Here is a 23,594-nt window from a genome sequence, read left to right on the forward strand (position 1 = left end):
AGTGCCGCGGAACGGTGTTTGCGGTTTATCATTCTGTGCCTGACGCAAGGGGCTGATGATGGTTGACCGCGATCGCGCGCCGGCCGTCGATGTGGTGGCGGAGTTGGCCACGGCGGGGTTCGTTGATGCCATAGAAATCGGCCGGGGCGGGTTTGGGGTGGTTTATCGCTGTGCGCAGGCGGGGTTGGGTCGGGTGGTGGCGGTTAAGGTGCTGACCGCGCTCTCTGACGAGGATCGGGCTCGGTTTGCCGCTGAACAGCAGGCGATGGCGCGCCTAACCGGGCATCCCCACATTGTGGCGGTGTTGCAGGCGGGTCAGACGGTCAGCGGGCGCCCGTTTTTAGTGATGCCGCTGTGTGCACAGGGGTCGTGGCAAGACCGCATCGCCGAGCAAGCCACCTTGGGACTCGACGAGGTGTTGGCCGTGGGAGCCAAGATGGCCGGTGCGTTGGCCGCCGCGCATCGGGCCGGGGTGGTGCACCGCGATGTGAAGCCGGCCAACATTTTGTTCACCGAATACGGTGAGCCGGCGTTGACGGACTTCGGGGTCGCCCATACCAGTGGGGGGTTCCAGACCACCAGGGAGGCGTCTGCCGGCACGCCGGCTTTCACTGCCCCAGAGCTAGTCGACGGTGCCCAACCCCACGAAGCCTCCGACGTCTACGGGCTGGGCGCCACGCTGTTCGCCGCCCTGACCGGCCATGCCGCCGTTCAGCGCCGCCACGATGAGCAAGTCGTAGCCCAGTTCGTGCCGATCACCGGTGACCCGGTGCCCGATCTCGGCGAGCACAACGTCCCCACCGAGGTCGCCGCCATCATCGCCGCCGCGATGGCCCCCGACGCCACCGAGCGACCATCGGCGGCCGAACTGGGCGAACAACTACACCAAGCCCAACTGCGCCACCCCGACGGCGCCGGCGGGTCGGCGCGACCCGCCACCTCGTCGGCCACCGCAGCACACCCAACGATGGGTCATCTGCCCGCGTTACCCGGCGAGGTGGTAGGCCGCGAGACCGAGGTGGCCCACCTACAGAAGCTATTGGCAGGGTCGCGGCTGGTCACCCTGACCGGTGTCGGCGGCGTCGGCAAAACCACCCTGGCCATCCACGCCGCAACCCAACTGCGCACCGACTACCCCGACGGGGTATGGCTGATCGAACTGGCCGGGCTACATAACGGCGCGCTACTGACCGAAACTGTGGCCGCCGCGCTAGGAGTACGTGATCAACCCGGCCGAGCACTCAACGACGTGCTGATGGGAATCCTGACCCAGCGCCACACACTGCTCATACTCGACAACTGCGAACACCTCATCGACGACGCAGCCAAATTCGTCGACACGGCGCTCCGCCACTGCCCACGCGTACACGTCCTCGCGACCAGCCGCGGGATCCTCGACAACGCCGCCGAAACCATCATGACGGTCTCCCCGCTGGCCGTCCCCGACCCCAACACCGACCCCAACCTCGCCAACCTGGCCGCCTACCCTGGGGTCGCACTATTCCTGCAACGCACCCGCGCCGCGGTCCCCGACTTCACGTTGGCCACCCACAACGCCGCCGCCGTGGCCCGCATCTGTACCCGCGTCGAGGGACTACCACTGGCCATCGAGCTGGCCGCCGCCCGCATGCGCGCCATGTCGGCCCAACAAATCGCCGACGGACTCACCGACCGTTACACCCTGCTCACCCGAGGCCACCGCGGCGCCCCCACCCGACACAAAACCCTCGCCGACTGCATCGACTGGAGCTACCAACTCTGCACCCACACCGAACAACAACTCTGGGCTGCGTTTGCAGTATTCGCCGAAAGCTTCGATTTGCCCGCCGCGCAATATCTGTGTGCCGGCGACTTACCCGCCGAAGACTTCCTCCCCGACCTGCTGGGCGCGCTGGTCGAGAAATCCATCCTTATTCGCACCCAACAGCGCGACCAGGTGCGCTTTCGACTTTTGGAAACCCTGCGCGACTACGCCAAAACGCACCTCACCCAAAGCGAACAACACCGGCTACGCGCCCGACATACCCGCTGGTACCACCAACTCGTCACACAAGCCCGACCACAATGGTTCGGCCACGGTCAGCTGTACTGGTCGGAGCGGCTGATACGGGAGATGGCGAATATCCGGGAAGCGCTGCAATTCGCCCTCGACCATGACTCAGTTACCGCGTTAGACATGGCAGTGGCCATGCGCCCAATCTGGCTCAATACCGGGATGCTCGGCGAAGCACGCCGCTGGCTCAAGTCAGCGTTGGACGCGACATCGGATCAACCGAGCCCCCTCCGCATCCACGCCCTGGGTGACGTCGCGTTCATCGCCTTTGTACAAGGCGATCTCGCGGAGTCCTGCGCTCGAGTCGCGGAGGCCCGCGATCACCTGGAGACGATGGACGACGCAGAACTAAACGCCACGATTGACTGCATGGAGGGCTACATTGCCGTGCAAATGGGTGAGATCGAGCGAGCGGCGGAGTGCATCCGGGGGGCTTTGGCGGGAGTCGTCGAACCCGAGGTGCGGTGGGCGTCGTTGTACTACCTGGGCTGGGTCTTGGCGGCGTCGGGCGATGTGGCCCAAGCGGTGAGTTGCTTTGAAACGGCATTGGAGTTCTCCAGATCTCACGGGGAGTCGATCTACCAGTCACGGGCACTGGTGTCGGTGGGTATGGGGCACTGGCTACGCGGAGATCCCCAGCGCGCAGAACCCGTCCTTATTGAGGGACTTCGCCTCTCGCAGTTTGTCGGCGATCCTTTCAACGGGGCGCAGTGCCTGGAATCCTTGGCGTGGACGGCCAGCTCGCGTCACGACTGGCGGCATGCCGCCGTCTTGATGGCGGCCGCCGACGCGCAGAGCCGAGCTATTGGGAGCCCACTGCTGTACGTTCCCGATCTGATCAACTGTCATGTCCAGTGCGACAAGCAGGCTCGCCAAGAGCTAGGCGCGGAGGGGTTCGCAGCCGCTTGGGCTGAGGGGGCCGCGCTGAATTTCGACGAGGCGGTCGCCTTGGTCCTGGACTCGTATGGCGTAGCGCCGCAGCCGCATAGCTGAAACTGGTCTGGTGCAAGCGCATCGGCACGGTGCGGCGGCAAATTCGTTGGGGTCAACGCAGCGAGGTGGTTTCGGTGAACCGCCAGAACGTCAAAACCATCCTCAGTTCATCGTTTTGGAAAAGACATGGTTACGACGCGCCCGTGGTCGGTATCGGTTCTGCAACCAATTCAGTCCCTCTTCTAGAGAAAGCCTTCCGGACAGCGATACAGTTCCGCCGCGCCCGTTTGAATGCCGAAGTGCTTCATGAGCACGGATACCAGGGAGTGCCGCTTGAACATGTTTGATCGCTGCAACATGACCGTACTTGCCAGTGCTGGGCTGTGCGGAGCCGCGTTGGCGCTGAGCCCGGGCGCGACAGCCGCCCCCCTGCCAACGGGCGGCCCCGCGTGCATCGAGCAAATGAGTGCGCTTGGCCCCACGTGCATCGAGCAGATGGCGGGGGTTGCGGCGCCCGTGGTCGCAGCGCCATTAGCGCCGATGGTCCTGCCTGGTCCGCCGGTTGTGGCTCCAGCCCCAGCCGCAGTACCGGCTGGCGCATCGGTACCGGCGGGCGCTCCAGTGCCGGCGGGTGCCCCAGTGCCGGCTGGTGCCCCAGTGCCGGCGGGTGCCCCAGTGCCGGCTGGTGCCCCAGTGCCGGCTGGCGCTCCAGTGCCGGCTGGCGCTCCAGTCCCGGCTGTTGCTCCAGTGCCGGCTGGTGCGCCGGTGGTCGCGGGTGCGCCGGATGGTGCGGCACCAGCCGGAGCGCCTCTGCTGCAGCAGGCGGGGACGGGCAAGGGTGTGCCAACGAATCCGGGACCGGCCCTGACCGCTGGCCCGGTGGTTCTGCCCGGTCCACCGGCTACGGCGCCTCCTTCCACCGGTAACCCCTAAGCGGAAGTCACGCCATATTCACCATTTTCAGACAGCTGGCGATTCGCCGACTTTAGATGCAGGGTGCGGATCAGCCGATTTTTCTTCTCTCGCAACCCCTTCCTGCACGATGACCGGGTCGCCAATGTTGACCGTGTTGAAGTACCACTCGGCGTCAGCGGGGCTCAAGCTGATGCAGCCGTGGCTGACATTCTCGACCCCCATTGATCGGACGGCCCACGGAGCTGAATGCACGTACAGGCCGCGGCTGGTGATACGGACGGCGTAATCCACCGTGAGCCGGTAACCCTCCGGGTCGTCGATGGGGATGCCGACGCTGCTCGAATCCATAGTCACCGAACGGTCTTTGGAGATCACCCGATAAGCGCCAACGGGTGTCGCGAATTCCGGCTTGCCCATCGTGGCGGGCATGACGCCTGCTTCTCCAAAGTGCGGCCGGTGATGCGGCGCTGGCAATGAAGGCGGCGATTCCGCTTCGACTCCGTCGACACTCACGGTGAAGGTGTGGTTTGCGATATCGGCAACACCGATGACGGCTGGACCCGTTTTGAAGTCCGTGCGCAGACGGCCCACCGAAAGGGCCACCGTGCGATGCGCGGGCCAGAATCGGTCGGGAATCCATTGCACCACGTTGTCGTCGAGCCACTGGAACTTGCCGGTCATGGCGGGCGCCGACTTCACTTCTATGGCACGCTCAGCCCGGTGGCGGTCGGCGACGCGCGTGCTCAACGTCACCACCACGGGATGCGCGACACCCACTACCTCCCCCCGCGTGGGTAGCACGGATGCGATGGCGATGTCGTTGTGCGACGGGCTCAGCGCCACGAGGCGCACGCCAGCCGGTTCGGCGACCACCGTCGCAGCGATCCCGATCATCACCAGAACAGACCGAACGGCTGCCCGCATCGATTCCAAACCCTTTGAGATGATTAGCTTGTCGTTGTCGTTGACGATGTTAGGGGTGCTATGGCGGGCGGCTGTGCAAGCACGCGCTCGCAGCGCGGTCAAGTCTTGGCCACGATTTGGTTACGGCTAGCGCCCAAGTGTGATGGCTGACCATCGACAATCTTTGCGCCGCAGGGCAATTGCAGGCGAGCGCCCGGATCGCTGCCCAGCGGACCTGCTTGCCGCAGAAGGGAATTCACCGCAAACTCTCATCGTCGGACGTGCTGAGCGATGAGTCGATCAAGCACCTTCACGGTCCGTTCCAAGGGATCGGTGGATTGCGTTGCTAGGCAGAGTATGACGGCTCCCTCGACGCCGGCCACGATTGTGGTGGCCAGCGATTCCGCCTCGTCGATGCTGGCGCCCTCGGTCCTCAGGCGTTCGGCAAGCAGCGCCTGCCACGCGGTAAATACCTCACCGGCGGCATCTGCGGCCGAGGGCGACTCCGTGCGTCCGAGCGCGGCGGCGACGATCGGGCATCCGGCGGCGTAGTCACTGGAGCGCAGCGTCTCCTTCCATGACTCGACGAACGCCACCAACGACGCGCGGCCATCACCGTCCGGCGCGGTGCCCGCCAGCGTCGAATCGATGCGTCGGCCCGCTGTCCGAGTGGCCTCGGTCATGAGTTCCGACTTCCCGCCGGGAAAGTTCACATAGACCGACCGGCGCGCTGTGCCGCTGTGTTGGAGCAGTTCAGCCAGGCCGGTACCGGCCACCCCGTTGCGGCGTAGCAGTTCAATGGCGCTTTCGATCAGACGCTCGCGCGCGGTCATCGTCTCGCCCTCCCCCGGGTCCGTGGTCAAGATCAGGCCAGTTGCAGTATATCGATTGGTCTACTAATGTCAGATAGACCAATCGGTATAACACACGGAGAGGTCGTCGATGACATCCACACCGCCCGTCGCGTTGATCACCGGAGTGTCCTCCGGCATCGGCGCAGCCATTGCAGTGAAACTGGCGAACGGGGGATTCCGCGTATTCGGCACGTCGCGCGCACCCCAGAACCTCGCCCCGATCCGCGGCGTCGAGACCTTGGCGCTCGACGTAACCGACGCCACCGCAGTCCACGCGGCGGTCTCCGAGGTCATCGACCGAGCCGGCCGCATCGACGTCCTAGTCAACAACGCCGGCTTGGGAATCTTGGGTGCCGCCGAGGAGAGTTCGATCGCACAGGCCCGGGCGTTGTTCGATACCAACTTCTTCGGCGTCATCCGGCTTACCAACGAGGTGCTGCCGCACATGCGCCGTCGTAGCAGCGGGCGAATCATCAACATCAGCTCCGTGCTCGGCTACCTTCCCGCGCCGTACGCGGCCCTCTACTCGGCGTCAAAGCATGCCCTGGAGGGTTACACCGAATCGTTGGACCACGAACTTCGCGAGTACGGCGTGCGCGCGGTGCTGATCGAACCCGGTTACACCCGAACCGCTTTCGAGGCGAACATGTGGGAGGCCGACACGCCACAGGCGGTCTACGCCGATCATCGCGCGACGGCCCGCGCGATGTTCATCGAGAAAATTCGCAGCGCCGAGCTGCCCGACGTCGTCGCCGACGCCACCTACGCCGCGGCCACCGACAAGCGAATCAAACTGCGCTACCCCGCGGGCCGCCAGGCGCGACAGCTGACCCTGTTGAAACGCATCGCGCCGGCCGCCCTGCTGGACACGGGCATCCGCAAGCAAAGCCGCCTGAGCAAACCGCGATCGACACCGGTAACTGTTGACCGCCGACCGCTCAAACACGTTTGAAAATGTGGACATTGCCATGACGAACACCACTGACAAGACGCTGCAAAAGTTCCGCAGGGAACGTGCATTCGGACGCTATGTACTCAACCCGGTAGTGAAGGGCTTGAGCAAACTGGGAGTGCGAACCGCGATGGCCACCGAGCTGGAAACCATCGGGCGAAAAACCGGCCAGGTGCGCCGTGTTCCCGTGTCCGCGCAGTTCGATCACAAAGGGGCGTGGGTGATCAGTCAGCACGGCACCCGCTCCGGATGGGGCCGCAACATCGTTGACAACCCGAATGTCCGCCTGCGACAGGGGAATCGGTGGCGCGCCGGAACTGCGACGTTGAGGCCGGATGACGACGTCGTCGCGCGCGGTCGCAAGTTCGGGCGAGTAGGAGCCACGGTGGTAAGGGCGCTGGAAACGACACCCGTGTCGGTGCGAATCGAGTTCACCGACTAAGGGGGGCTAGGCGGGGACGTTTGGAGTCACGAGAAACTTCTCTCCAGTCGCTCGCTTGACGTAGTGGATGAACGCATCGGGCTTGAGCATGCCGGCGAGTGACACCTCACGCGTATAGCTACTGGCGAAAGTCGTGGTGAGCTCGGCGGCCACCCGAGCCCGCAGCCGACCAAAGGCCTCCACCCCTGCGCGCTGAAGAAACGAGGTGAGCAGCCATCCGCCCACGCCCCAAGCCATCCCGAAATTTCTGGTGAGCACCGTGGGACTGGTGTCGAGCGAGCCGTAGATGTACACCTGCTTGTGGACGGTCGACCCGTAACGGGAGTACTCCGCAGCGGTCGAATTCGCCGCCTGCTCCATGCCATTGAGGATCTGGCTTGCCAGCGTTCCGCCACCCGTGGCGTCGAAAGCAAGCGTCGCAGACGTGGCTTTGAGAGCCTCGACGAGATCGGTCGAGAAAGAGGGCAATGCAGAGTTGCACACATAATCTGCGCCAAGCGATCTCAGCAGCCGCTCTTGCTCCGGTTTGCGGACGATATTGACCAGCGGTATGCCGTCGGTCTGGCAGAGCTTGACTAGCATCTGACCGAGATTCGACGCCGCGGCGGTGTGCACAAGGCCCGAATGACCTTCGCGGCGCATGGTTTCCGTCATTCCGAGTGCCGTCATCGGATTGACGAAGGACGATGCTCCGTCCCTTGCTGTCGCCCCCTCGGGCAGGACCAGACATGCGGAAGCGTCGATCGCTCGGTATTGCGAGTACATCGCGCCGCCCACAATCGCCACGGTTTGGCCGATGAGTGCCTGGGCCGCTGCGGACGACCCCGCGGCCACCACCGTACCCGCGCCCTCATTTCCCACCGGAAGCGACTTGTCGACTCGCGCGGAAAGCGCTCCTAACGCGGCCTCTTCGATCGAGGCGGTGACGACGGGACGCTCGCGTGTGCCCGATACCGTCGCGGTAGCCATGTCCGCGCTTGCGACGAGAAGGCCCAAGTCTGACGGGTTGATCGGCGACGCTTCCACACGTACCAACACCTCGTTGGGGCCGGGGACTGGAACTGGAACCTCGTGCAGTGAAAGTTCGAGCGCGCCACCAGATGTCACCAACGAGCGCAGCTCTAGTGCAGTATCAGGCAAATCTCCGGTCATGGGTAGCGCCTCGTTCCTGTTTTCGTGACGGATGCTCAGACCATACGAACTCGCGGCGCATTCACAATCTTCCCGGGTCTACCGACGTCGCGCGCCGACAATGAGCAGCGCGGCGCCGAGCAGCGGACAGACGGTGCGGACATGGTTCCACAACGTCCACGGGTCCGAGTAGTCACGCCACACCCGCGCCGGATCCGCTGTGAGAGCCGCCCTGTCCAGGTGGTTGTTGAGCGGCACATTGAAGGCGGCCGTGACGAGCACCGCCACAACCGCCAGGATTGCACCGACCAGTAGGTATCCGCTGCCGGGTTTGCGTAGCTGGATGGCCGCGACGACGCCGACCGCCAACGCGGCGAGCGCCGAACCAAAGAACAACAGCAAGAATGGCGGGTTCGATTGCGCCTCAGCGTTGATTCCGCGCATCGCGGTGATCGCGTCCAGCGGGTTGATGCGGTTCAAACCACGCATCACAAAGCTGGAAAAAGCAAAGAACAGGCCGCCGACGGCGGCGCTGCCGATCGCGGCGCCGGAGGCCAGAACGCTGATAGGGCTGATGCGCATGTCCGCAGTTAAATCGAAATTTGCGAGACGATCCAGTGTTTAGCGCTCGTGTCCGTACTTCAAACGCATGCGTGCCGCCACGCCCCGACATCCTCAACGAGACCGTGCATCGAGAGGTTGCGGCAGCGTCTTCGAATTCGTGGACGCGCAGGTATCCTCACAGCTCAGTCGTGAGTGAAATCAGCGACGCCTACGTGGGCGGCGCGACGACGCCCCGGACGTTGACGTCCCGCCAGATTGCAATCTCGCCCACCCTCTCGGGCGCCCGGCCGAAAAGGTCGGTGAAGAACGCGAGCATCGTCTCCCACGCCTGCATCGGCCCGACGATCACGTGGCGCACCTCCGCGAACCGGAGGGTGGCGGCCACCTGCGCACGAACTTCCCCTCGCGCCACGAGCGAGGTCTCGCCGTCCTGGATCGCCAGCATAATCTTGGAGAGCCGCGTTGCCGGTGGTCCCGAATTCGTCCCACCGCCCGGCTGCGGCATGTAGGCGTAGGCCTCGGGCATCCGGAGCCCATAGTTGGCCTCCGCCGCCCACAACATTGGCGCGGCCTGTCCCCCGTTGATGAAATACGGTGCGACCAAGACTGTTTCGGTGGGGCCGATGTTGTGGCTGGCCCACGTGCGGAAGAAGGCCGGCGTGTAGAACGGCTGCCGTTGGAGCGGGGCAGGGAGAATCAGGACGAGCGCCGCGACCACGGGAAGCAGCCATCGCGCTGCCGGTCGCGGAGCCAGGCGGGTCGCCCGGGCGATGACGATCGCGACGATCACCGCGACCCCCAGCCAGATAAACATCGTAAAGCGGCCCGGCAGAACATGTTTGAGCAGCGGCAGCTTCCCGAAGGGCAGCCACGGAAGCGGCACGGGCAAAGCCTTTTTGCCGATGTGGAGCCAAGGCCCGAGCGAGAGCACAAAGAGCAGCGCCCCAGTAATGCTCGCGACGCGGATCCGGAGGTCGTCCCACTGACGAACGGCCACGACGACCAGCAGGACAAGGAGCGGCAAGCCGAGATATCCGGTCGCCTCGTGATAGAGGCCGCTGAACTCACGGGACACACGTGTCGCCGCGTCGGGCGCGAGAAGCTGGTATGACGTCGGAAGGACCAAGTTCAGGAGGTCGGTCGAGTACGTCTTGGAATCCTGGACAAGCCCACTGATCCGTTGCGGTCCGAAGAACTGGACGGCCAGCGGCCAGGCCGCGAGCGTGAGGAACGTCAGCGTGGCGACCGCGAGCGCCGGGACGACCCGGGCCACTCCTCGTTGGCATCGCGCTCGAACCCGCCCGTCGTGGCGCGCGACGGCCATGACGCAGACCAGTACTACGGCCGCTATGACGCTGGTGGCAAGCGTCTCCTCGTTGATCAAAAGCTGTGCGGCGCCGAGGACTCCGAGCGTTACCCCTGCTTGCCACGGCGGTCGACGCCGGGTCACGAGGAGCTCGTCGATGACGAGCAGGAAGAGCGGCGGAACCCAGGCCGTGGCGAGGTTCAGGTGCAGGGCCGCGTGGGAGGCGACGTAGGGCGAGAAGGCGTAGACCGCGCCCCCGACCATGGGGCCGAGGCCGTCACCCGTCCAGCGGCGGATCGCGAGCCAAGCGGTGAATCCGCTGGCGGCGATGCCGGCGACCATGAGGACGTTGAACCCAAAGATTGGGCCCCCGATCTTCGCCGGGAGCCAGCCCAGGAGCCCGAGGAGCGTCATCGGCGTGTTCCACATGAGGTTCACGCCGTCGGGCGCACCGATCTGCGTAGTGAAGAACGGATCGAGGCCATGCGCGAGCGCGTGGGGCGTCCACCCGAGATACCAGATCGCCTGCTGCTGGTCGCAACAGTTCCCGGCCCAGCCGGTCGTTGGGTCGCTCCAGGCGCCGATCGTGAGGACGACGGCCCCGAGGAGGTAGGCGAGGAACGTCGTGAGCCCCCCGCCGCAACCCTGGGTCCACCGCTCGAGCCTGGTGGGCGCCGAACTCGCGCCCACGCGCTCGACCTCGACGGCACGCGTTCGCCCGATCGCCGAGCGGGGTCGCGATCTTTGCGGCCGTGTCGGCACTGGGCCTCCTTTCCGGAGAGCGCGATGTGCCTGCAGTCAACGGTTGCCGAGCGTGCGCATGACGGTACTGACGAAACCTTCCGTCGCTTCGGTATGGCCATTGACAGCGGCCCGGCCGAATGTTACAGCAAGGTAAAACACCGAAAAGCGGAGGAGTCTACCAGGCGGCCACAGAGTGCCATCGATCACCACGCAAACCCAACGGCCTAGAGAACGGAAACCACCGCCATGATCACCGGCACCGCAAGCCACGCGGGCGCCGTGGCTACCGCCACCGTGATACTCATCGGCGCCGCAATCCTGCGCAGCAGCGCAGCAGCGGCCGACCCGAACCAGGACGACCAGTTTCTGGCATCGCTTGATCAACATGGCATCCCCGCGCTCGAGAACGCGCCAAGCCTGATTGCGATAGCCCATCAAGTTTGTCGCGAACTCGACCGCGGCAAGCCTGCGGATGGAGTCGTTGAGGCGATGACCACCTTTGCGTACAACAATGACCCGAGCATGACGCAATACCCTCGCGACCGCCTCACGCGCACTTTCTCCCGGTTCGTCAGCGCGTCCGTGCAGGTCTATTGCCCGTTCCACCAGGACAAATTGGCTTCCTTCAGCGCTACTGCCGCGCCCGGATCAAATCAACCCACCCACCGGGGCGCTGGCTACACGCACAATGCAATCACTTCGGAATGCGATTTGCAGGATCGGCCGCCGGCCGCGGATATGACCAACACGCCGGCATCGCAGGAATGGACACCCATCGGTGTGGTGCGGCTGCCGCACTCGATCGTCGGCGGCGTCTCGGTAGCGAGCCACTATCGGCACGGCCCGTCGGACTGCACCGCGCATCGCGATGTTCTCGCTCCGCTGATCGAAACCATTCCCGCAGGCGAGACCATCGCGCCGAAGCCGCCGCAGATTCCGACACCACTGCCTCCGCCGGCGAACATCCTCATCCCACCACGGGCGCCTGCGCCGTCCCAGCCGCCGCGCCAACCGCCGCCAGCGCCTCAGCAGCCGCCACCTCCACCCCAAGAGCCGCCGCCACCACCCCAAGAGCCGCCACCTCCACCTCAGCAGCCGCCGCCACCCCAAGAGCCTCCGCCTCCACCCCAGGAGCCGCCCCCACCGCAACAGCTAGAGCCTCCCGCAGCTGCTCCTCAGCCGGGCGGTGCTGCTGGTGGTGGCGGAATCGGTGATGGCGGCGCTGGTAGCGGCGGCGCCGGCAGCGGCGGTGGCCGTGGCAGCGGCCCGACGGAGCCGCCGCGACCCATGCCGCCAGGCATCATCCAGATCGCACCGTGAGACGAGAACCGAGCCGCCGCTCAGCGATCGGCGATGATGATCTCACCGATCATCGTGTAGATGCGGTGCCTCGACGTCGTCGCGTGCGGTGCGCTGCCAACACGTCGGCGTTTGCCAGCGTTTGCGCCTGAGCGGCCAACGTCGAAGCCGCGTTGGCATGCGCAATGGCCTGGTGGTCGTTGCTTGCTCCCTTGTCGTGCGCCGCTACCAAATGGCGTTTCGCCTCTTCGAATCGGGCCCGAGCCTCGGCACCGACGGTCTCGCGATGCTTGGCGACATAGTCGGAGATTTGGCGCAATCTGGCATCCGCGGTGGACAACGCCTGCCCCAGCGAATGATCGCGCGCTTCAATGTTCACCTGCCTATCACTAGGGTCGAGCCGCCGCGCGGCGCGCCTGCGCCGGCGCGTGCGATAGAGGACGAAAACCACGCCTCCCACGACCACCGCGACGACGACCGCGATCGCGATCAGCAGCCAGATCCGCGATGACGGGCTTGCCGACTTGTTCAACCCGTCAGCCGCAGCAACCGCAGCACGGCTCCAGTCTTTGGCGTTCACCGCTGGCTCAATCTTGTTGCTGCGCAGACTGTTTAACTCGTCTGCCGTGAGGCCCTGGACGTTCGGGGGCACGGTGAACGTGTATGACTTGGTGTTCGTGGCCACGGCCAGCAGCGCGTCGTGATCGCCCATCGCGCTGGCGCTGCGGGTTCGGTCGGCCCAGTTGTCGGGTTTGAACCTGGAGAAGTTATCGACATAGACCACCCACAGTTGAATGTGCCGATCGTGATAAAGCCGGTCGATTGCCGAACGGACCGCCACCCGAGCGGAATCCGTCAACACCCCGTTGCTGTCAGTGATGTGATCGGTGAGCTTGAACGGCGGTTGCGCAATCGCGGGGGTTGCCAGCAGCAACCCCGCTGTAACGATCGTCAGGACGACACCGAACAAGCGAACAATGCGCATACGGGCAATTTAGCCCGCAGCCGGCCGCGATCCGGGGTTGCGCACGCCAAACCGCGTTTTGTGGATGCAGCCGCTAGCAGGGACCACTGGGAATCCCGCGGGCGGGTGTGGTCTCCTGCGTGGGCATTATCTGCGGGAAGGGCACCCGATAAGGAGGAGTTACCTTCGCAAGAGTTGCGACCGTGTCAGGAACGCATTGCACCTGTTGCGGCACGGCCTTTAATGCCGGGTGGTCCAGGAACGGTGCCGATGCGTCGGGAGGGACGGCGAAATTGAAGGTTGACGTCATATCGCCGGTCACACTTCGTCGCCAGGCAGTCAGGTTGGGAACTGGCACACCGAACCGTTTCTCGAGCAGCCGCAGTTGCGAGGTGTGGTCGAAGGTGTCATGCACGATCAACGGCCCACGGCTGTAGGGAGAGATGACCAAACACGGGACGCGATAGCCCAGACCGATCGGTCCACGGATGCCGCCGGAGCCCGTGACCGCGTCGATGTCGGGCACCGTCACATATTCGCCGGGAGTTCCCGGCGGTGCGGTAGTCGGTGTGACGTGGTCAAAGAAACCCCCGTTTTCGTCAAAGCTGACGATCAATGCCGTCTTTTCCCACACCGCGGGATTGGACAGCAAAATCCGGAGGATGTTGACGATCGCGGTGCCGCCGACCGCCGGCGCAACCGGAAGTGCGGGATGTTCGGATAACTGAAACCCGGGCAGCACCCATGAAACCTGTGGCAGCCTGTTGGCTGCGACGTCGGCAACAAAGTCCAAGGGATAGGTCGGGGCGATGCCGTTGCGGGCGATGTTCGAGCGCGGATCCTGGGCCTGTTTGAAGTCAACGAGCATCCCGTTGTAGCCAATGACGGTGTTGTTGAGCGCCCCGAGAAGCTTGTTTTGGTAAACCTTCCAACTGATGCCGGCATCGCTGAGGTTGTCCGGCATGGTGCGCCAACTAAATCGGCCTTGCGGCTGGATATTGGGGTCGATCAGCAGCGGACCACCTTGCACGCCATCAGGATCGATCCAGGCGCTTATCCAGTACAGCCGGTTGGGCGAAGTTCCGCCTAGCAGCGAACAGTGATAGCCATCGCAGATGGTGAAGGTATCGGCCAGCAGATAATGGATCGGTTGGTCTTGGCGGGTGTAGTAACCCATCGTCACCGGGACGTTGCCCTGCAGCGTTTGTTGTTGGGCCTGCGCGGGCAGCCAATTGTCGTTGGCGCCGTTGTTCCATGCCTGGTGGATCGTGATCCATTGGTGGGCGGGGTCGTTGACGCACGCGCCGTTGAGGACAGGGCCCCTGGTGGTGTCGAAACGATACGGGATGGTGACGCCGGCGGGGTCAATCGACTGTGTCTGAGGGTTCCACCCCTTTTGTTGGAATGCCGGCGAGGGCGTGTTGAAGCCATTGACGCCCGACAGTGTGCCGAAGTAGTGATCGAATGACCGGTTCTCCTGGAGCATGAACACGAAGTGCTCGATGTCGGTCAAATGGCCGGAGCACGGGCCGGCGCCGTAAGCCTTTTCGATCACCGGCCCAGCCAAGGACATCACTGCGCCGGCGCTGCTTGCCGCGGCGAGCCTAGCCATAAACTCTCGGCGCGACATTCCGTCGACTGGATGTTTGCTCACCACAATGTCCTTCCCGCCGCACACTGCGGTTCAGAGTAGATTTGCGGTGGTCATGAGGCGCAAAAGGCGCGCGGTGTGTCGTGACTGAATTCGGCGGCGTTCGCTAACAACAGCGCATCGTAGTCCGAACGGCGAGTATTTCCGGAGCCGGAGCAAACACTTCCCCGGTTTCCGCTTGAGCCGGCTATCCGCTTAACCCGACTTGGCTCACTGACCCGTGAGTTAGCATCGCGACGCGTCCGCACCCGGGGCCCCGAAGATAGCCCATCGGACTACACCGAACTACGTTGGCGCGCACCATGACTCAGTTGACCCGAGTGTTACGTCAGGCGTCTGTGTTGCTCTTTAGTCACATCGGCAACACAGGCCCGTTCCAGAGGCGATGGTCGCCGTGCCCGCCTACCCGCGACAACTCGGTTTGTGCAGGTCAACGCCACCGCGAACCCCGCACGGCTGCGACCGACTTGGGCACCACATCGCAGGTCAGGCAGTTGTCGCTGATAGCTGGGCACATCGGGTGTCGCCCGGTGCAGCCACATGTGACTGTTGTGACGTGCTGATTCCGCGCAGATGTTTCGAATCGTTGTGCCGTGGTGGACGAACGGCTGTAGGCGACTTCCGTAGACAATGTCGACCGCCCGCGATGCCTGCGCTGACTAATGGCGATACTGATGCGTCCGGCATCTCGTCATCGAGGATGATCGTGGCGTCGAGGAAATTGGCCGGCCTTCTTTAGCCGCCCAATTCGGATCGCCTCACTGCTGGTCCTTATTCCGTTCAATGTCATCAATCGCCTCTCCATTTCAGCAGCCGGAAAAGCATTGGTAAGAAGTTTCTCCAACATTGACACAGCCAACGGTGCGGACGCCTAAGCTGCGGTGTGGTCATTCCAACAAGGAGGTTGTGATGTTCTATCGTGTTGCAACCCTCATTGCCGCAGCCACAGCAACGGCCGGATTTATCGTCGTTAGCGTCATCGGCACGCCTACGGCGCCAATTGCGGAGCCAGCGGATATCAACTGCACGCAGTTCAACGAGGACGGCAGTTGTTATTGGGCAAACTGCACCCAGGCAAAGGCCAACGGCGAGTGCAACATTCCACAGGGAAGCTCGCACTACTGCTCGAAGCAGGACCGCGACGGCGACGGCTACGCCTGCGATTGCTGATCCCCGACGATCATGCGAAAACAACTGCGCTCCTTGGCGCAATAGCACCTAAAGATGTCGTTAGCACCTGCACCCAATCCGGCCCTAGATGCGTGCTTCCTTGATGGCAGGCAACCAACCGATCCGACGTGCGGGCAACTCATGGGCCGCCTTGACCCTAGCTGTGCGACTCGGCGAATCGGCCGCGACCAATGGATCTAGCCAGCGTCTTCGCGACCAGGGGGTGCGGTTAGCTCACGCTCCCCAAAGTGACTGTAAGACAACGCTTGTGGCTGTTGACAGTACGGAGCCCGATATACCTTCCGTTACTTCCATCGTCCTCGAACGCCGGGGCAACGTGGGCAGGAGGTCAAGCGATAGCCAGATGCCTCGGTATACCGCTGCCGAAAGGTGCCCAAATCTTGCGATTTGGGCGTCATCGCATCTTCCGATGGTGAAGAATTCGCGGGGTGAGAGGACCACGATGTCGTATCTAGTCGCCACACCGGACATGTTGACGACAGCGGCGGCAAATGCGGCCGCTATCGGCTCCTCGATCAGGGCGGCGAACGTGGCGGCGTTGGCTCCGACCAGCACGCTGATGGCTGCCGCCGGTGACGAGATATCGGCGGCGCTCGCGTCGCTGTTCTCCGGCCATGCGCAGGAATATCAGGCGCTCAGTGCACAGGCGGCAGCCTTTCATGAGCAGTTCGTCAAGGCACTGAGTAACGCCAGCGGGGCGTATGCGGCCGCGGAGGCGGCCAATGCCACCCCGCTGCAAATCCTCGTCGACAACGTTCTGGGTGTGATCAATGCGCCCACGAACTTCCTGCTGGGGCGTCCGTTGATCGGCAACGGGACTAACGGCATTCCCGGCACCGGACAAGCCGGTGGGGACGGCGGGATTCTGTGGGGCAACGGCGGCACGGGTGGGTCGGGTGGATTCGGTCAGCGGGGAGGGCCCGGCGGCAACGCCGGGTTGATCGGTAATGGTGGGGTCGGCGGCGCCGGCGGTATCCGAGGCGGGGCGGGCGGCCCCGGCGGCACGGGCGGGTTGTTGTGGGGCAATGGGGGGGCCGGCGGCACTGGCGGTGTCGGCGGAGCAAGCATCGCGGCAGGAACCATCCCCGCTGGGGCTGGTGGGATCGGCGGCAGAGCATTGTCCTTGTTCGGCGCCCCAGGCGCGACCGGCGCGGCCGGGACTTTCTACTCAGACGTGACGTTCGCGACTCCAGAAGAGGCCCTTGCTCTGCTCCTGGCGACACCAGACGCGAATTTCCTATTGATCGGCACGGACGGCACGAATCTGGCTGCAATCCTGGCCGACCCGGCTGGCACACCGAACTTCCACACGTTCATGCAGCAAAGCGTCACCTCTGCGTCGACGATCGTCGGGCACACCACCATCTCCAACCCCTCGTGGACCACCATGCAGACGGGTGTGTGGAGCGAGACGGCTGGCGTGAGCAACAACGTCTTTACCCCTTGGACGTACGACAACTGGCCGACCATCTACAACCAACTCGAGAACACCTATGGCGACCAGGTCAACACCACGGTCATCGCTAACTGGTTACCCATAACCCAAATCGCCGGCGCCGGCTCGAACCCCGCCGACCACATCGAATTCGTCCCGCAGGTCGCGGGCGACACGGATTGGATAGCGACACAGAACCTGGTCGCCCAGAAGACCCAGACCGCGATTTCGGCCGCCCGTCCGGATAGAGGCAATCTCATTTTTTCCTACTTCGTAGGTGTCGATAACAACGCGCATCAATACGGCGGCGATTCGCCGCAGTACCGGCTGGCCATTCAGAACATGGACTACAACCTCGGTAAACAGGAAATAGGCGGTGGTGGGCTGTTGGGAACGGTAGCCCAATGGGAGTTCGACCACCCCGGCGAGGAATTTTCCACGCTCATCGTCACCGACCATGGCGAAATAGGGCCCAACGAGTTCGGCCGCGGTCACGGCTTCCAATCACCGCGTGAGACAGCGACATTCCTCATGTTCGATCAGGCCGGCAATGATCTGCGAGATGGGTACATCAACAACTCATGGCAGATCGTGAGCGTGACGCCAACGATCTTGGATCAATTCGACTTGCCGACGCCCACGCATATGCAGGGTGCACCCCTGACAGACCCCAGTTTCGAGGGCACCTACGTTGACCCCGGCGCCAACCTGTTCACTGTGCTCAGCGCCGATTTCGCCGCACAGGGTTATCCCGATATCGCGACCAACGTAAGTCTGGTCTCCCGCTCGATCGTGGCCACGATCCCCTCCGTCGTGTATGACCAGGTACACAACATCGTCAATTCGGTGCCGGGCTTCCTACAGGTGCCGGTCTCATGGCTCGGCGCCGGCGTCTACCAGACGATTAATATCCCCGCACAGATCTGGGTCCGGCTCACCGGCGTGACCGGCAACCAAATCATCCCGCCGATACTCAACCCATTCCTGCCCTAGGGCGCGCCAACCCCGTTCTCACCTTGCCAAACTTCGGCGGCGGCCTGGGAGACCTGCTGGTCTTGAGAAGCGTTAGGTGGGGCGGGCGGGGCTCGAACCCGCGACCAACGGATTATGAGTCCGCGGCTCTAACCAACTGAGCTACCGCCCCGCGGCGCTACACGACCATGACCCTAGCGCGGCGGCACCGACCCCAAGCGATCCGGTGGCATACCCTCACCCCTCAACCGGCCGCAGCCGAAACACCCGAATCTCTCGAGGCGCGCAGCTGGCCCGGTAACTCTCGTAACCCTGGTAGAAGTCGACGGCGGTGGCCCACGCCGCGGCGCGCGCCTCGCCGGTGAGCAACTCCGCAAGATATTTTCGCCGCGGCCCCTTGAACTGGACCATGCATTCCGGATGTGCCAGCAGGTTGGCACTCCACGCCGGATGCTGCGGGCGCCCATAGTTGGAGCCGATCGCCAGGAGCCCGTCGGAGTCTTCGATCAACGTCAGCGGATTCGTGCGCCGCTGTCCGGATTTGGCGCCGGTCGACGTGACCAGACCTACTTTGTCGAATCCCACGGCACTCAGTCGGCCGTTGGTCCGAGGGATCAGCACCTTGTCGATGCGCGGTGCCACATGCAACGCGAACAGGTACCCGGCCCGGCTCATCGCGAAACGCTCGCCTAAAGCCTCATAGAGCCGCAGCCGACGCCCCCGCAGCGGACTTTCGCGCCGAATAGACACAGACCGACGGTACCCGCCGGCGGACGACTAGTACACGTACACGACGGCGCCGTTGCCGCCGTTGCACACGACCAACGACCCGTTGGCAGCGCACGTCATCGCGTAGTGCTGGCCGGTCACCGGACTGACGGCGTCGATCTGTCGGGGTGTCACGCTGGCGGGCCCGCTGGCCGCGTACGCCAGCCGTACCTGTTCGGCGAAAGGACACGACGTGTCCGGCGACCCGACCGCGGACTTACTGAAGCTACCGGCAGGCCCCGCGGAGGGAGGACACGCCCGGGCGCCTGGCGGGAGCGTCACCGGCGCACCGGAAGACGTCGTAGTGGTAGCCGAAGATTGCCGGGTCCAGGGGGCGCACTGTTGCGTTTTGAACGCAGCGTCCGTCGGCGCGATCGTCACCACCTGCGGCCCGTACCCGGCACCGTTCGCAATGATGTCGGCAACGTTGCCGCTGAGTCCGCGCAGCCGCTCCCAATAGCAGGAATCGCCGCCTTCCGAGCGATAGGTGCCGGGCTGGATGTCGACTCCCATCCGGAACGTTCCGTTGCCCGGAATGGTGCTCGGGACCCCGGACGGCGAAGCCGACGACGAAGTAGTAGAAGACGACGACGGCGGAATAGACACCGTGGTCCCCGGGTAGATCGGCGGCAGCCGCGACGCAACGTCGTCATGACCCGTCACCGTTGGCCGGGCCGATTTGCCACCGCCCCCAAAACAGCCGGCGACACTGCAAGCAAGCGCACCCACCGCGATCAATTGAGCCGCTCTACCCGCCATAACTCGTCAGCCAAACGCCGTCTGACCGTCGACGCCGATCAAATACCGCTCGGTGCCCTGCTCAACCCGCGGCGCATCGGCACCCAGTGACACCGCAATCTTGTTGCTGGCGTTACGCATGATGTCGAAAGTCAGCTCGATGGCCTCTGCCTCGCTAAACCGGGCGCGCACCTCGGCGGCAACGTCGACGACGAGGTGCGCAGGGCTCCAAATTAACGCATCCGTATATCGCAGGGCGGCTTTTGCGCGAACGTCGAACAACTCCGAGGTCTCGAAGCGCTCGATATCGCTGTACAACGTCTCCGAACCGCCGGCATCGAGCGCGGTGCTCTCCCGCAGCGACTTGCACAATCGGCAGTTATGTTGAGCGGCGCCGCGCAGCCGAACCAGCTCGGACGTGATCGGGTCGAGTGCGCGCATCCGGGCCACCGCGGGCAGAAAGCCGTTGAACAACGCATCCGACGGGTCGGTGGTGTGGTCCCACGAGATCGGCTCCCGCATCCACCCCAAGTACTTCGAGCCAACACCCAACGCTTCCAGCCCGGCGCGCACCCGCGGCACGAAGTCGGCAATATACATCGACACGACAGCGCTAAAGGTGCTGTCGCCCAACTGCTTCCACAATCGAGACCGCTGCTCGTCGGTGATCAAAGAGACGTCGACACTGAACTGCGCGGCAAACTCGGCGACCACGACCTCGGCCTCCGACTCCGGCTGGTCCACCGCAACCTCACATGGCAGAGCCGGCAACGACAACGCCGCAGCGCACACCCGCCGAACCAGCCCCGCAATGCGGCCGTCAGACAACGCCACCAACCTGGTCAGCGCGTCGTGCTGCATCACAGCATTATTGCGCCTGGCTCACCGACGACATATGAAAGTCCGGTATCCGCAGCGACGGCATCGCCGTCCGGGTGGCCCACTCGCTCCATTCCCGCGGCAAGGTCTTCTCGCTGACACCGGCCTCGGTGGCCCGACGAAGCAAATCCAGTGGGCTCTCATTGAAACGGAAGTTGTTGACCGCCGCGGTCACCTCCCCGTCTTCGACGAGATAGACGCCGTCGCGGGTCAGCCCGGTGAGCAACAGCGTGGTCGGGTCGACCTCACGGATGTACCACAGCGTCGTCAGCAGCAGGCCGTGCTCGGTGGCCGCGATCATGTCGGCCAGATCGGCCGACCCGCCGGTCATCACCAGGTTGTCGGCGGCCACCGCGACCGGAGCATCGAACTTGGCGGCCGTGGCCCGCGGATAGGCCAGCGCGTTGATCACCCCGTCGTGGATCCAGTCGACCTGGGCGATGTCCATTCCGTTGTCGAACACCGACACCGTCTCCGAGGAGTTGCTCACCGCGACGAACGGCGTGCACGCCAGGCCCGGCGCCGCCGGGTCGGTAAACATGGTCAACGGCAGGTCGGTGAGCCGCTCCCCCACCCGAGTTCCACCCCCGGGCGCCGAGAATGCGGTCCGCCCCTCCTGGGCACCGCGCCCAGCCATCGACCACCCCAAGAAAATCATCATGTCGGCCACCGTCGACGGCGGCATGATCGTTTCGTACCGCCCCGCGGGCAACTCGACGGTGCGCTGCGCCCACCCCAACTTCATCGACAGCTCCTCGAGCAGCGAATCGGTTGGCAGGTCAACGAAATCGGCGGTGCCCATGCCCGTCCAGACGCTGGCTTCGCCGCGTTTGGCGTTGATCTCAATCGCACCACCGGGCTGGGTATACCGCCGGCGCAGCCCCGTCGACGACGCCAGGAACGTCGTCGCCACGCTGTGGTGCGCATAACCGTACAACCGGTCGGTACCCCGGAAGCCACGGTTCAGCCGGCCGACGACGCTGGCGAAAACCTCGGCTCCGGTGCCGGGTATTGGCGCGTCCCAATCGACCGGCTCCCCGAAATTGCCGAGCAGTGGCGCGGCATCCACGGCCTCCGGCGCGGAACGGGCCGCCTCCTGCGACGCCGCCACCAGCCCCGGAATCCCCGACGGGTCCACTTCGGCGGACACCACCGTGCCGATTCGGGCTTTATCATCTTGGCGCACAATCGAAATCACGGTCAGGTTGCGGCTCACCGCGATCCCGTTGGTGGTCATCGAATTGCCCGCCCAGCGCAGCGTCGCCTGCATCCGGTCGGTAACCAGCACCATGGTCTCGTCGGCCCGGCCCGCCGTGGCCGCCTCCTCCAGCACGACGTTGACCAGGTGCTGTGGTGTGATCATCGGCCGGCCTCGGTGCGGGTGTTGAGCACATTGACGTTTCGGAACAACGCCGACGGACAGCCGTGGCTGACGGCGGCCACCTGGCCGGGCTGGGCCTTGCCGCAGTTGAAAGCCCCGCCCAGCCGCCAGGTCGACGGGCCGCCCACGGCCTCCATCGAATTCCAGAAATCGGTGGTGGTCGCCTGATAGGCGACATCGCGCAACTGCCCGTAAAGGGCCCCGTCTCGGATGCGGAAGAACCGTTGGCCAGTGAACTGAAAGTTGTAGCGCTGCATGTCGATCGACCATGACTTGTCGCCGACGATGTAGATGCCGTCATCGACACGGCCAATCAGATCCTCGGTGGCGAGGCCGTCGGTCCCCGGCTGCAGCGAGACGTTGGGCATCCGCTGAATGGGGACGTGGTGCGGCGAGTCGGCATACGAGCACCCGTTGGAGCGCGGCTGCCCAAGCCGCGGGGCGAACACACGGTCGAGCTGATAGCCCACAAACACGCCGTCACGCACCAGATCCCAGCTTTGCGCGGCCACTCCCTCGTCGTCGTAACCGATAGTGGCCAAGCCGCATTCGACGGTGCGGTCGGCGGTCACGTTCATCACCGGCGAGCCGTAGCGCATGGTGCCGAGTTTGTCCGGCGTTGCAAACGAAGTTCCGGCGTATGCGGCTTCATAGCCGATCGCCCGGTCGTATTCGGTTGCATGGCCAATGGATTCGTGAATGGTCAACCATAGGTTGGTCGGATCGATCACCAAATCGGTGGGTCCTGGCATCACGCTGGGCGCCCTGACCTTCTCGGCCAGCTGCGACGGCAACTCGTCGAGCTCCTCGGACCAGTTCCACACTTCGTCGCCCGCCACCGCTTCCCAGCCTCGAGCCGTCGGCGGTGCCAGCGTGCGCATCGAGTCGAAGCTGCCGGCAGCGGCGTCGACGGACACCGCCTCCAGAGACGGCATCACCCGCACCCGCTGCTGGGTGATCGACGATCCGAAGGTGTCGGCATAAAACGTCTGCTCCTTGACCGCGGTCAGACCTGCCGACACATGGTCGACGCCGTCGGCGTCTAGCAACCGCCCGGAGTAGTCCTCCAGGACCGTGATCTTGTCCGCCGCGGGGACGCTGAATGGGTCGATCTGGTAGTTCGAAACCCAGGCGGCATCGGCGTATACCGGTTCGGGCGCCAGCCGGACGCGCTCTTTGTTCAGCGGCGCGAGCACGGTCGCGACGTGTACGGCACGGCGCGCGGTGGCCGCCGCGACGTACGGCGACAATTCGGCGTGGGACGCGAACCCCCAGGTACCCGCGACGATGACGCGGACTGCCAAGCCGACCTCCCTGCTGACGACGGCGGTCTCCAGCTCCCCGTCGCGCAACTGGATGATCTCGGTGCTGATGCGGTGAATTCGCAGATCGGCGTGACTAGCGCCAGCCGCAACGGCGGCCGACAACGCGGCGTCGGCCAACTCGTGGCGCGGCAGGCCCAGGAAGTCGTCATCGATCCCCCGATTCGGTGTCACGGCTACACCGTAACGACCGGCTT

General features: G+C 64.4%; 20 protein-coding genes and 1 tRNA gene. 8 read left to right on the forward strand and 13 right to left on the reverse strand.

From position 1 onward, the window contains the following. Positions 1-58 precede the first annotated feature (58 nt). Both AADZ78_RS17315 and AADZ78_RS17320 read left to right on the forward strand, forming a co-directional pair. On the forward strand, positions 59-3,046 hold the full coding sequence (locus AADZ78_RS17315) for a protein kinase domain-containing protein (RefSeq protein ID WP_264033203.1): 2,988 nt from the start codon (positions 59-61) through the stop codon (positions 3,044-3,046). A 74-nt stretch (positions 3,047-3,120) separates the two neighbouring features. Next, positions 3,121-3,333 (forward strand): hypothetical protein, encoded by a 213-nt coding sequence (locus AADZ78_RS17320; protein ID WP_139829098.1) that lies wholly within the window; start codon positions 3,121-3,123, stop codon positions 3,331-3,333. Between the two features lie 613 nt (positions 3,334-3,946). Here AADZ78_RS17320 and AADZ78_RS17330 read toward each other — a convergent pair. Together AADZ78_RS17330 and AADZ78_RS17335 are read right to left on the reverse strand one after the other, a co-directional pair. Beyond that, positions 3,947-4,825 carry a L,D-transpeptidase gene (locus AADZ78_RS17330; protein WP_085253465.1) on the reverse strand — a complete coding sequence of 293 codons (879 nt, stop codon included), beginning with the start codon at positions 4,823-4,825 and terminating at the stop codon, positions 3,947-3,949. Between the two features lie 248 nt (positions 4,826-5,073). Next, entirely contained in the window at positions 5,074-5,637 is a 564-nt protein-coding gene (locus AADZ78_RS17335) for a TetR/AcrR family transcriptional regulator (RefSeq protein WP_085253466.1), read from the reverse strand. A gap of 109 nt (positions 5,638-5,746) precedes the next feature. On the opposite strand from AADZ78_RS17335, the gene AADZ78_RS17340 reads away from it, so the two are divergent. Then, entirely contained in the window at positions 5,747-6,610 is an 864-nt protein-coding gene (locus AADZ78_RS17340) for an oxidoreductase (RefSeq protein WP_085253449.1), read from the forward strand. Positions 6,611-6,626: 16 nt separating this feature from the next. Beyond that, positions 6,627-7,052: a nitroreductase/quinone reductase family protein gene (locus tag AADZ78_RS17345; protein WP_085253467.1), complete on the forward strand. Its 426-nt coding sequence runs from the start codon at positions 6,627-6,629 to the stop codon at positions 7,050-7,052. 6 nt (positions 7,053-7,058) lie between these two features. Here AADZ78_RS17345 and AADZ78_RS17350 read toward each other — a convergent pair whose 3' ends face one another. The 3 genes from AADZ78_RS17350 to AADZ78_RS17360 all read right to left on the reverse strand — a co-directional run bounded on the left by AADZ78_RS17350 (position 7,059) and on the right by AADZ78_RS17360 (position 10,743). Further along, positions 7,059-8,204, reverse strand: coding sequence for a zinc-binding dehydrogenase (locus AADZ78_RS17350; protein WP_085253450.1), 1,146 nt, complete (start codon positions 8,202-8,204; stop codon positions 7,059-7,061). 78 nt (positions 8,205-8,282) lie between these two features. After that, positions 8,283-8,765 carry a DUF1772 domain-containing protein gene (locus tag AADZ78_RS17355; RefSeq protein ID WP_085253451.1) on the reverse strand — a complete coding sequence of 161 codons (483 nt, stop codon included), beginning with the start codon at positions 8,763-8,765 and terminating at the stop codon, positions 8,283-8,285. A 190-nt stretch (positions 8,766-8,955) separates the two neighbouring features. Further along, a complete protein-coding gene (locus AADZ78_RS17360) occupies positions 8,956-10,743 on the reverse strand; it encodes a hypothetical protein (RefSeq protein WP_085253452.1) in 1,788 nt (595 codons plus the stop codon). A gap of 300 nt (positions 10,744-11,043) precedes the next feature. On the opposite strand from AADZ78_RS17360, the gene AADZ78_RS17365 reads away from it, so the two are divergent. Continuing rightward, the gene (locus AADZ78_RS17365) at positions 11,044-12,117 is read left to right on the forward strand and encodes a DUF732 domain-containing protein (protein WP_085253453.1); all 1,074 of its coding nucleotides are present in this window, start codon (positions 11,044-11,046) and stop codon (positions 12,115-12,117) included. 49 nt (positions 12,118-12,166) lie between these two features. Here the strand turns inward: AADZ78_RS17365 and AADZ78_RS17370 are convergent, their stop codons facing one another. Beyond that, a complete protein-coding gene (locus AADZ78_RS17370) occupies positions 12,167-13,081 on the reverse strand; it encodes a TPM domain-containing protein (RefSeq protein WP_085253454.1) in 915 nt (304 codons plus the stop codon). A gap of 73 nt (positions 13,082-13,154) precedes the next feature. Beyond that, entirely contained in the window at positions 13,155-14,714 is a 1,560-nt protein-coding gene (locus tag AADZ78_RS17375) for a phospholipase C (protein ID WP_204081375.1), read from the reverse strand. Positions 14,715-15,620: 906 nt separating this feature from the next. Here AADZ78_RS17375 and AADZ78_RS17380 point away from each other — a divergent pair. After that, complete coding sequence (locus tag AADZ78_RS17380; protein ID WP_085253468.1) at positions 15,621-15,881, forward strand: excalibur calcium-binding domain-containing protein; 261 nt, start codon at positions 15,621-15,623, stop codon at positions 15,879-15,881. A 463-nt stretch (positions 15,882-16,344) separates the two neighbouring features. Continuing rightward, positions 16,345-18,330, forward strand: coding sequence for a PE domain-containing protein (locus AADZ78_RS17385; protein ID WP_085253469.1), 1,986 nt, complete (start codon positions 16,345-16,347; stop codon positions 18,328-18,330). A gap of 77 nt (positions 18,331-18,407) precedes the next feature. Here AADZ78_RS17385 and AADZ78_RS17390 read toward each other — a convergent pair. The 3 genes from AADZ78_RS17390 to AADZ78_RS17400 form a co-directional block, all read right to left on the reverse strand. Next, positions 18,408-18,481, reverse strand: a tRNA-Ile gene (locus AADZ78_RS17390). Positions 18,482-18,546: 65 nt separating this feature from the next. After that, positions 18,547-19,059 (reverse strand): nitroreductase family deazaflavin-dependent oxidoreductase, encoded by a 513-nt coding sequence (locus AADZ78_RS17395; RefSeq protein ID WP_239655106.1) that lies wholly within the window; start codon positions 19,057-19,059, stop codon positions 18,547-18,549. 27 nt (positions 19,060-19,086) lie between these two features. After that, positions 19,087-19,590 (reverse strand): hypothetical protein, encoded by a 504-nt coding sequence (locus AADZ78_RS17400; protein WP_239656705.1) that lies wholly within the window; start codon positions 19,588-19,590, stop codon positions 19,087-19,089. Between AADZ78_RS17400 and AADZ78_RS17405 the strand changes: the two genes are divergently transcribed. Continuing rightward, positions 19,577-19,699, forward strand: a complete 123-nt coding sequence (locus tag AADZ78_RS17405; protein WP_275579476.1) for a hypothetical protein — start codon at positions 19,577-19,579, stop codon at positions 19,697-19,699. The two genes, AADZ78_RS17400 and AADZ78_RS17405, sit on opposite strands and share 14 nt — an antisense overlap. Positions 19,700-19,842: 143 nt before the next feature. Here AADZ78_RS17405 and AADZ78_RS17410 read toward each other — a convergent pair whose 3' ends face one another. The 3 genes from AADZ78_RS17410 to AADZ78_RS17420 are packed head-to-tail and all read right to left on the reverse strand — an operon-like array spanning position 19,843 to position 23,571. After that, the gene (locus AADZ78_RS17410) at positions 19,843-20,676 is read right to left on the reverse strand and encodes a carboxymuconolactone decarboxylase family protein (protein WP_085253456.1); all 834 of its coding nucleotides are present in this window, start codon (positions 20,674-20,676) and stop codon (positions 19,843-19,845) included. Positions 20,677-20,683: 7 nt separating this feature from the next. Next, positions 20,684-22,057, reverse strand: coding sequence for a metallopeptidase TldD-related protein (locus AADZ78_RS17415; RefSeq protein WP_085253457.1), 1,374 nt, complete (start codon positions 22,055-22,057; stop codon positions 20,684-20,686). After that, positions 22,054-23,571 carry a TldD/PmbA family protein gene (locus AADZ78_RS17420; protein ID WP_085253458.1) on the reverse strand — a complete coding sequence of 506 codons (1,518 nt, stop codon included), beginning with the start codon at positions 23,569-23,571 and terminating at the stop codon, positions 22,054-22,056. Before AADZ78_RS17420 ends, AADZ78_RS17415 begins: the two co-directional genes overlap by 4 nt. Positions 23,572-23,594 lie beyond the last annotated feature (23 nt).

The sequence above is a fragment of the Mycobacterium riyadhense genome (assembly GCF_963853645.1).
Classification (GTDB): domain Bacteria; phylum Actinomycetota; class Actinomycetes; order Mycobacteriales; family Mycobacteriaceae; genus Mycobacterium; species Mycobacterium riyadhense.

What these genes read in the sequence shown, in the direction of transcription:
- AADZ78_RS17415 (WP_085253457.1), bottom strand. Translation starts at nt 22,057, where the DNA reads ATGATCACACCACAGCACCTGGTCAACGTCGTGCTGGAGGAGGCGGCC.
- AADZ78_RS17355 (WP_085253451.1), bottom strand. Translation starts at nt 8,765, where the DNA reads ATGCGCATCAGCCCTATCAGCGTTCTGGCCTCCGGCGCCGCGATCGGC.
- AADZ78_RS17315 (WP_264033203.1), top strand. Translation starts at nt 59, where the DNA reads ATGGTTGACCGCGATCGCGCGCCGGCCGTCGATGTGGTGGCGGAGTTG.
- AADZ78_RS17410 (WP_085253456.1), bottom strand. Translation starts at nt 20,676, where the DNA reads ATGCAGCACGACGCGCTGACCAGGTTGGTGGCGTTGTCTGACGGCCGC.
- AADZ78_RS17400 (WP_239656705.1), bottom strand. Translation starts at nt 19,590, where the DNA reads ATGGGAGTCGACATCCAGCCCGGCACCTATCGCTCGGAAGGCGGCGAT.
- AADZ78_RS17380 (WP_085253468.1), top strand. Translation starts at nt 15,621, where the DNA reads ATGTTCTATCGTGTTGCAACCCTCATTGCCGCAGCCACAGCAACGGCC.
- AADZ78_RS17340 (WP_085253449.1), top strand. Translation starts at nt 5,747, where the DNA reads ATGACATCCACACCGCCCGTCGCGTTGATCACCGGAGTGTCCTCCGGC.
- AADZ78_RS17385 (WP_085253469.1), top strand. Translation starts at nt 16,345, where the DNA reads ATGTCGTATCTAGTCGCCACACCGGACATGTTGACGACAGCGGCGGCA.
- AADZ78_RS17365 (WP_085253453.1), top strand. Translation starts at nt 11,044, where the DNA reads ATGATCACCGGCACCGCAAGCCACGCGGGCGCCGTGGCTACCGCCACC.
- AADZ78_RS17350 (WP_085253450.1), bottom strand. Translation starts at nt 8,204, where the DNA reads ATGACCGGAGATTTGCCTGATACTGCACTAGAGCTGCGCTCGTTGGTG.
- AADZ78_RS17370 (WP_085253454.1), bottom strand. Translation starts at nt 13,081, where the DNA reads ATGCGCATTGTTCGCTTGTTCGGTGTCGTCCTGACGATCGTTACAGCG.
- AADZ78_RS17405 (WP_275579476.1), top strand. Translation starts at nt 19,577, where the DNA reads ATGTCGACTCCCATCCGGAACGTTCCGTTGCCCGGAATGGTGCTCGGG.
- AADZ78_RS17345 (WP_085253467.1), top strand. Translation starts at nt 6,627, where the DNA reads ATGACGAACACCACTGACAAGACGCTGCAAAAGTTCCGCAGGGAACGT.
- AADZ78_RS17335 (WP_085253466.1), bottom strand. Translation starts at nt 5,637, where the DNA reads ATGACCGCGCGCGAGCGTCTGATCGAAAGCGCCATTGAACTGCTACGC.
- AADZ78_RS17330 (WP_085253465.1), bottom strand. Translation starts at nt 4,825, where the DNA reads ATGCGGGCAGCCGTTCGGTCTGTTCTGGTGATGATCGGGATCGCTGCG.